An 8,475-nucleotide genomic window follows, 5' to 3' on the forward strand; every position below is an offset into this window, starting at 1 on the left:
TTATACTCTCTTGTGTTTTGTGTTATATTATCAATACAAGACAATTAGGGAGGCTCGAGTCATGGGATTTAATCCAAACGAATTTGGTAAGGAATTAAGGAGATTGAGGCGAAATAAAAGACTTACAATGAATCAACTGGGCGATAAAGTGGACTTAACACAACCTTATATATCAATGATTGAGAACGGAAAAGCTGGAAAGGTAATTCCGGACACAATCAAAAAACTATCTGATGGGTTAGGTGTTGATTATTCTGATTTAATGAGAAAGGCTGGCTACTTAAAAAATAGAAAAGAAAATGCAGGAAAAGGGTTTGGTGACTATATAAAGGAACTGAGGGAAAAGGCGGGCAAAACCATTGAGGAAGTAAGCTATGAAAGCGGCTTGTCTACGGAGGAAATACAAAGGATTGAAAATAAAGAAGTTAATGAACCTTCAAAAAATAAACTTTTAAGGCTTGGCAAGTCAATTGGTGTTGATGATTTATATATGTGGTTTTTTGAGAATACAAGTTACCATTTATACGGCGGTGATGTCTTCGATCTCATGTTTAATAGCCCGTCAAAAAACAAAGCTAAGATTACTGCAACACTACCTAAATACTTGGAAATACCTAACTCAAATGGTGTGATTGAAACTCTGGCACTTCAACCGAACCATATCTTTGATCTATTTTATATGCTGCATATGGATACTGATCTTTATTATAAAGGCGATCGCTTATCTAACGATGATAAGGAAAAAATTAAATCCATGCTTAAATTACTTTTTGAATAGGTGATACCATGGCATACATCTACAAACGGGGTAAAAAATGGGCCTATCGTGCGTATGCAGGAAAGGATCCTGTCACTGGAAGGGACAAGCAAGTTAGTAAATCGGGCTTTCTAACAAAGAAGGATGCGCAATTAGCCGCGGCTATCTTTGAAAGGAAATTTCATAATAAAGAATTTATCGAACCTTCAAAAATTACGTTTGAGGCAATATATGAGGAGTGGGAAAGACACTATAGCGTTGACGTTAAAGAAAGTAGCGTTCGGGCTAGGCGAATCGCTTTAAAGCACATTGTAGACGAGTTTGGACATAAACCCATTCAGACCATAACAAAAAAGGAATACCAGGACACAATTGACGAGCTAGCCGCTAGATTCAGTTCTAACTATGTTTCAAGTATCCACACTTCCGCAAACATGGTTTTTGAGTATGCACGCGAAAATAAATTGATTAAAGAAGTACCGACGAAAGATATTAAGCTACCTAAACGGAAAAGGACTGTTGCCGATCTTGAAAAGGAACATTCCATCAATGAGAGGTTTCTCGAGAAGGAAGAACTAGAGGAATTTCTAACTATGACAAAAGATAAAGGCCTAGAAGGCGATCTGTTGGCTTTTACAGTGCTTGCCTATACTGGAATAAGGGTAGGGGAAATGGTCGCCCTAAAGTGGACTGACGTTGACCTTGTCGAACTCACATTGAGAATCATAAAAACTTACTACAATCCAACGAACAACAAGAAAGAATATACTTTACTTACACCAAAAACAGAAGGTTCAATACGAACAGTTACCATTGACCCAGTTCTTGCCGATCTGTTACGGATTCACAAAGAGGAACAAGACGAATTAAAGAAAGCCAACAAGCCAATTTATAATGACGATGACTTTATTTTTGCAACGAATGATGGATACCCAAAAACCATTAAGCATATAGCAACTAGGATGAAGCGGATCCTCGACAGAACCACCATACAGAAACATGTAACCCCTCATTCATTCAGACACACTCATACATCGTTACTCATTGAAGCTAACGTACACATAAAGGAGATCCAAGAAAGGTTAGGTCATTCGGACATTAATACCACCATGGACATATACGCTCACTTAACAAAGAACATTGAAAAAGAGGCCTCCACTAAGTTTAGCAACTTAATGAAAGACCTCTCTGAAAACCTAATTTGATTAAAGCATGAACAAAAACATGAACATTTTCATCCTGATCAATCATAAACCCTTATACATCAAGGGTCAGGGGCGGTTACTACATCATGCCGCCCATAATCCAGATGGTTTCTTAGGGTTTCGCCCACCTTTTTTAATGCATCGTTTAACCTTAATTCTACATAGAAGATACTATTTTTCTTCGCTAGTATTCTCACGCCTNAATCCAGATGGTTTCTTAGGGTTTCGCCCACCTTTTTTAATGCATCGTTTAACCTTAATTCTACATAGAAGATACTATTTTTCTTCGCTAGTATTCTCACGCCTTTATATCCTCGTTACTTTTTTGTTACTTTTTCAAAAAGTCACACCCCGATTTATAGCACCAAATGATCAACCAACTTCACATTCTATTATATAGTAACAACCGAGTATAAAAATCTTCCCCTCATCCAATAATGGTTACTAAGTATTTTGAAGGGACTGAATTGTATGTACAAATGCCGTGAATGTGGTAAACCAGGAGCAACAGATAAGAGTTGGGGCTTATGTTTGAAATGCTATAAAATTCATCGGAAGATCGGTAAGAGCCTAGGTCAAAAATAATCTATTCACCCCCCATGCTCTCGATAAACCATTTCTCCATTAATATAGGTAGGGGTAAACGATAAGTGTTTGTTCTTGTTGTACTTTTGCAGGAAATACTCAATTATATTTTGGTTATTTAAGCACAGATTAATAAATTCGGCTGCCATGCTTGTTTTGGTAAAATCACAAGCAATTGCAATACGTTTCAATCTATCGTGATTTGACTGACTGATACGAGGATTGACGTGAACCTTCGCATCAACGCGCTTCTTTTTTACCGGATATACCTTCTCCCCTACTTGATTTTCCATTTTATTACCCCCATTTTACGGGTTATCCCCGCCAAGGTTTTAAAGTTTTAAACTTTTATTGTCTTATAGTTTAAATCTATGGCAGATGGGGGAGGGTTAGAACTTCTAATAATGGATCAGTGAAAACAAGCCTCCACCAATTTAGGTGAAGGCTAATTCTTTGGATACACTCTCTTTTGACACCGCTGGCATACATAAGCGCGCTCCTGTTTCTCTGGATCCACGATTACCCATCGACCTTTAATCTCTGTCCTGCAATTGCATAGATCGATGTTGGAGAGTTCGTTTTTCATTTTTCCGTCAAGCATTCATTATGCCTCTCTCTTGGAGTTCACCTTTATATTAGGTTAATACTCTGGCCTTTCTGCTTTCAGTATGTCCATAAAAGGAATCTTCCTAACATCACCATACCCTTGGACATGTACCCTTTTAGTACTTGAATCTAATTTTACTATTCGGCCCTGAATCTTTTCACTCATTCGCCAAACAGAAAGTACAAGCTCATCTTTAGATTGATGAGCCTCTGTGATCGTGTTTGCAAGATCCTCTAATTCTAATTCATCTCTTACTGGTCGTTTCGATTTAGTTGATGGTTTTGACATGTTAAATCCCTCCATTTAATTTAATTCAATATCTACTAAATGAGTGGCTGGTATCCACTTTCGATCCCAAGCATCGCCTATGGATGCGTCAACTAGAATCGCCTTATTAATTGAATCGATTCTTTTAACGATCCCTACAACCTGATGATTCCTCTTGTTTTGCCAATACTTGATAGACACCACGACTTCATCTTGCATAGATTGGGCTAACTTTTCCGCAAGCGCCCCTAGTTCATCTTCGCTTTTAGATGGCGGGTCAACGTCATCCTGACTAACCTCCAACTCATGCAGTGCCGCGCGGTGCTCGGGCAGCATCATCGCTGTCCATTTGATATTTCCTCGATCTTTGATCATAGTAACCACCCCTGTTCATTTCATTGATCGGTATACACCGATAACTTTCCCGAGGATTGTAACTTCTTTGAGGATGATCGGAGACATGGATGAGTTTTCTGGTTGAAGTCTAAAGTGATTCTTTTCCTTAAAAAATCTTTTAACTGTGGCTTCGCCTTCTTCGTTCATCGCGACAACGATCTCGCTATTGTTCGCAATAGCCTGTTTTCTCACGATGACATAGTCTCCATCATGGATTCCAGCTTCAATCATGCTATTCCCTTGGATACGCAGCATGTATGTGGTGCCTGATCCAACCATGCTTTCAGGTAAAACCAAATAGTCTTCTACGTTTTCCACGGCTAAAATAGGTTCACCAGCAGTTACCTTTCCAAGTATCGGGACACGAACTGATGAGATATTTTCATTAGAAGCATCTTTCCAAAGCAACTCCATTGCCCTCGGTTTTGTCGGATCTCGTCGAAGTAGGCCCTTCTTTTCTAATCGAGATAAATGCCCGTGAACCGTAGAGCTGGACGCTAATCCGACAGCTTGGCCGATCTCACGAACAGAGGGTGGATAACCCTTTTCCTTCACTTCGCTTTTAATGAAATCCAAAATCATATGTTGCCGAGAGGATAGTTTCATTCCAACACCCCTTTCATCCAGAACGTTTGTTCCTGTATTTATAATAACAGAACATCAGTTCCTGTTTCAAGGGGGTAAATAAAAATAAAAAAGCCCCACCATCCGATAAAGGACAGTGGGGCTATGCTCCATTGGTCAGGAGGAAGTGAGCCACTCTGGACTCAGGGAGAGTATTCATATTATCCTCCACCTTTTTGAAATTATGCATACAGTAATAAAATCCCCTTCGCTCAATTGAGATCGAAGGGGATTAAGTGGAGGTTACCAATATAAAACTAGCCATGTTCTATTATACGATGGAATAATTATCCAATCAATAGTATCGGTAAAAAAGCACCCATATCAAATGAGTGCTTAAATAATCCCATTCGCGATTAGTGTTGCGAATTCTGCGCGAGTTAATGGTGCATCTGGCTTAAATGAGCCATCAGGATAACCGCGCATCTTCCCATCGGCAATGACCTTGCGGATCTCCTTCTCAGCCCAATGTCCGGTGATGTCATCCTTATCCTCCTCGGTCTGCTGCAATCCTAACGCCTCACCGATCCCGTTGGCGGTAGCTCGCGCAAGCCGATCTAGAAATGATTGGTCTTTAAGGAATGCGGCATCAACAGGATTATTAATAAAGCCATATTCCAACAGGACAGCAGGCATCTTTGTTTCCCGCAGCACCGCGAAGTTTCGTCTTTTCTGGCCTCTATCCCTCAACCCTTCAGCTAAGAAAACCGCTGCAACCTTTTGGTGGATAGCATCCTGAATAGACACGGTTTTTCCACCTTTAATTGAATCATGGATATAACTCTCGAATCCCGATCCAGGCACACCTTGTGCATTTGTCCCAGAGTTACCATGCAAGCTTACAAACAGATCCGCGTTGTGTTGATTTGCGATGCGCGCCCGTTCACTTAGGTCGATAAATACGTCCGTTGTACGCGTATATCTAACATCGGCGCCCATGGCGGTTAATAGCTTGCCAACCCTAAGAGTAAGGTCAAGAACAACGTTTTTTTCTTGTAATCCGTTCCCGACAGTTCCTGGATCCTTGCCGCCGTGCCCTGCATCCAGTTCAATGATTGATTTCTTCATTCCTCCACTCCCCTTATCATATTTCGTTAGGCCATACCTCTCGATTATGTCGTTTAGTTTAGCGGGATAATTCACGTCTGTTGCATATCCCGCATCCTTGACCGCCTGTGTGGCCTTCCGATAGTCCGATTGATTAAGGACCACGGCGTAACGATTAAAGCTCTCCCACCCTGTCCCATGCGTGTATTTGTGGCATAGGTCGATCACAGCACCCTCATATGATTCATATTTCCTAAATTCAGATACGGGATAGATAATCTCACCATTAGGTAGGTGTTCGGGTGATTGCTTCGTATAAACAGGGCCATCCCAACCCGATCCACGCTTAATCCCAAACAGGTTATTGGCGTTAACAGCAAGATCAGATGTGCCGCGGGCGCTCTCCAATATCCCTTGTGCGATAATCAGAGACGGTAACACCCCGCTTGCTTGGCCGTGTTTGACTGCAAACGGGGCTAATTGATTAATAAACTCCATGATCTTCACTCTTGTTATGCTTTTTCTTCTCGGTTACGTTTTTAGCCCCGCTATATAATCCAGTAGCAGACAGACCTAGCATCAACCCAACGATAATGCCCTCTTTGACGTCTGCTCCAATATAAAATATCCCCGCGGCCAGTCCGAGTAACAAAGCAATAACAGGACTTAGTTTAATCGGAACACCTACACGTTTGCACAGCTCGATCAGCCCAATGATTAAGGGGATAATTGCAACATCATAAATTTCAAACACTCACACCATCTCCTTTTTAATTTAAAAAGCCAACTACTTTGCGGGCAGTCGGCTTTGAATATCGTCTAGCTTGTCTATTACAATGTCATAACGTTTTGCAAACTGATTAAGGGTTCCGTATAACTGGTCCTCGCGCTCTTTGTTCCGCTTTTGCGTGTGGATAAGGAGCCAAACAAACAAAACTGCAAAAGGACCCTGGGTTATAAAATACTTCGTGATCTCATCCATATGGTTCACCTACTTTCTGGCAATAGAAAAAGCATCCTCGAAAGGATGCTTTTGGACATTTTCCAACTTATTTTGAATAGAAATTTTTAATCCTTGCTTCAAGATTTGACATTGACTCATCAAAACTAACTTGTCCCAAACAATCATTGGGACGTGATAAATTTATCATCGTAGGAATAGAGACAGCGTTGATCTCTACTTGAGTAAACTCCTCTGGCAAAGACTTTCCTCTATTGTGCATATAGACATTCATAATACTTTCATGGTACTTGTCATTTAATACGCGTAGAAACTCAGTCATATAAGAATACAATTTTCCACCGTAAGTTAGTACATCTTCGTATTTCGGTATGTGCCCTTTATGGATTACTTCATTTCTAAATGCAATTGCATTATTTATAAGAGGTTGGGGTGACTTTTTTAACTCATTTAAAACAAGAAAATAAAAAGCCCCCAATTGTCTTTCAGATTGACTCGATACCAGCTTCCAAGCCTGATCAACTTCACTTAATTCAACTTTATTATGATCGAGTATCACTCTTACACAAAATTCATGAAATCGTTCAAGTGAAGCCGCAAAACTTGCTACTGCTTCCCGTGTGTAACTATCAATCAAAGCTAGTCCGCCGAGCTCAAAAAGAACCTCGAAGTGCTCCTCTTGTAAAATAGTCACCGTATTGTGCCCTTTACAACAAGTAAGTTTATAAATTCCGTGGTGATTAATATCTATATCCACGTAATTAAAATTTAACGGATTATCAGCGTCTCTACATTTAGGGCATGGAATAATAAATTTCATAAAAGCTCTCCTATCAAATTTATTTAGTAATATTTTACACCTAAATGTAGCTAAAGTGACAATATCCTTAAATTAACTCATATAAAGGGTTCCGTAATATTCCTCAATCCTCTCAATTACCTCTTTTGCATTATGATCAGGATCTGTTATCTTGCCACCTGTGCAATGGGTGTAAACCTTTTTAACATTATTTGTGCAATCCTCTTTGTCGCTAAGAATATCCGTTTCATCAAGTTCTTCACTTAGCGTTCTCGCTTCATTTTCACAATCAGAGCACTCAAATTGAAGCCTCGGGTGTCCTCGAAATGAATCAGCCCACACATATGCATCCTTGCTGCCACAATTATTGCAAATGACGGTAAACTTAGTCATTTAAATCACCTCATTAATTCATATTATATCCTAGAATTACGGAAAGATTTCCTAGCTTAATAGCCAAGTGCTCAATACATTCTTGATTCTTTAGACACTATTCGTCAATAACAGCCCAGTTTTTTGAGTAATCTTTAATTGAATTTACAGCGTGTTTAATAGCGTGATTAATATCTTGAGATGTGTCATAACCAACAGCTTTTTCAGTGTCCATTATCTCAACAACTACATTAATTTTAGTTCCTGATGGGAGGACTTTATTACATTGAAAGGTTACCTTTTTCTCGGTGACCTCTTTTTTTACGGCATTATACATAAAAACACACGCCCCTTTACATAAAAAATACACCTTCTCAGGTGTTCGTTTTGTTGCACATAAGATTCCGATTATTCAGTAGACGGCGGTTGATAATCCCCAGCCAAAAACTCAACGCCGCTATCAAGTAAGTAATCATATACTTGCGGCTTTAACACAGGCGGCACGTCCTCAAAATCTAACTTATCCAAAATTACTCTTTGCGCTAATAGTAATGCCATCATTTCTTCATCATCTCCTAATAATTTTATTAAAATGTGTATTAAAAAACGGACAATCATAAGTGCATGGCTAAAATAATTTCAGCAAGTACATCTTCATGAAAGTCCGTCTTATCTGCTAACGCTTTGTTTTGAGCCTTTAAAACTGCATTTTCAGCTTCGAGTTCCGCTAATCTGTCAACGGGGTCAGGCGGGTTCTCAATCGCTTCTATTTCTTCGGGAGTTGCTCCCTCTACCCACATACCATTTTCGTATTTTGCTTTATAAAACTCATCTGTGAGCCCGTGATATTGCTCT

13 protein-coding genes and 1 pseudogene are annotated in these 8,475 nt (G+C 39.7%); 2 read left to right on the forward strand and 12 right to left on the reverse strand.

The features are described 5' to 3' along the window. Positions 1–61: 61 nt before the first annotated feature. Positions 62–778 carry a helix-turn-helix domain-containing protein gene (locus tag BEP19_RS17290; protein WP_120191194.1) on the forward strand — a complete coding sequence of 239 codons (717 nt, stop codon included), beginning with the start codon at positions 62–64 and terminating at the stop codon, positions 776–778. An 8-nt stretch (positions 779–786) separates the two neighbouring features. Next, a complete protein-coding gene (locus tag BEP19_RS17295) occupies positions 787–1,962 on the forward strand; it encodes a site-specific integrase (RefSeq protein ID WP_120191195.1) in 1,176 nt (391 codons plus the stop codon). A gap of 590 nt (positions 1,963–2,552) precedes the next feature. Here BEP19_RS17295 and BEP19_RS17305 read toward each other — a convergent pair. The 12 genes and pseudogenes from BEP19_RS17305 to BEP19_RS17810 all read right to left on the reverse strand — a co-directional run. Beyond that, positions 2,553–2,840, reverse strand: a complete 288-nt coding sequence (locus tag BEP19_RS17305; RefSeq protein ID WP_120191197.1) for a hypothetical protein — start codon at positions 2,838–2,840, stop codon at positions 2,553–2,555. A 347-nt stretch (positions 2,841–3,187) separates the two neighbouring features. Beyond that, the gene (locus BEP19_RS17310) at positions 3,188–3,442 is read right to left on the reverse strand and encodes a YolD-like family protein (RefSeq protein WP_120191198.1); all 255 of its coding nucleotides are present in this window, start codon (positions 3,440–3,442) and stop codon (positions 3,188–3,190) included. 15 nt (positions 3,443–3,457) lie between these two features. Beyond that, complete coding sequence (locus BEP19_RS17315) at positions 3,458–3,796, reverse strand: YolD-like family protein (protein WP_120191199.1); 339 nt, start codon at positions 3,794–3,796, stop codon at positions 3,458–3,460. A 15-nt stretch (positions 3,797–3,811) separates the two neighbouring features. Beyond that, entirely contained in the window at positions 3,812–4,423 is a 612-nt protein-coding gene (lexA, locus tag BEP19_RS17320; protein WP_120191200.1) for a transcriptional repressor LexA, read from the reverse strand. A gap of 354 nt (positions 4,424–4,777) precedes the next feature. Next, positions 4,778–5,986: an N-acetylmuramoyl-L-alanine amidase gene (locus BEP19_RS17325; protein WP_120191201.1), complete on the reverse strand. Its 1,209-nt coding sequence runs from the start codon at positions 5,984–5,986 to the stop codon at positions 4,778–4,780. Continuing rightward, positions 5,973–6,242: a hypothetical protein gene (locus BEP19_RS17330; RefSeq protein ID WP_120191202.1), complete on the reverse strand. Its 270-nt coding sequence runs from the start codon at positions 6,240–6,242 to the stop codon at positions 5,973–5,975. Before BEP19_RS17330 ends, BEP19_RS17325 begins: the two co-directional genes overlap by 14 nt. A gap of 33 nt (positions 6,243–6,275) precedes the next feature. Continuing rightward, positions 6,276–6,470: a BhlA/UviB family holin-like peptide gene (locus BEP19_RS17335; protein WP_120191015.1), complete on the reverse strand. Its 195-nt coding sequence runs from the start codon at positions 6,468–6,470 to the stop codon at positions 6,276–6,278. 67 nt (positions 6,471–6,537) lie between these two features. Beyond that, complete coding sequence (locus tag BEP19_RS17340; protein ID WP_120191203.1) at positions 6,538–7,269, reverse strand: hypothetical protein; 732 nt, start codon at positions 7,267–7,269, stop codon at positions 6,538–6,540. A 72-nt stretch (positions 7,270–7,341) separates the two neighbouring features. Continuing rightward, entirely contained in the window at positions 7,342–7,641 is a 300-nt protein-coding gene (locus BEP19_RS17345) for a hypothetical protein (protein ID WP_120191204.1), read from the reverse strand. A gap of 97 nt (positions 7,642–7,738) precedes the next feature. Beyond that, entirely contained in the window at positions 7,739–7,957 is a 219-nt protein-coding gene (locus BEP19_RS17350; protein ID WP_120191205.1) for a hypothetical protein, read from the reverse strand. Positions 7,958–8,028: 71 nt separating this feature from the next. Further along, entirely contained in the window at positions 8,029–8,181 is a 153-nt protein-coding gene (locus BEP19_RS17805) for a hypothetical protein (RefSeq protein WP_170145422.1), read from the reverse strand. Positions 8,182–8,234: 53 nt separating this feature from the next. Continuing rightward, positions 8,235–8,475 (reverse strand): annotated as a pseudogene (locus tag BEP19_RS17810) (hypothetical protein); the annotation flags it as partial.

Source organism: Ammoniphilus oxalaticus (assembly GCF_003609605.1).
Lineage (GTDB): Bacteria > Bacillota > Bacilli > Aneurinibacillales > RAOX-1 > Ammoniphilus > Ammoniphilus oxalaticus.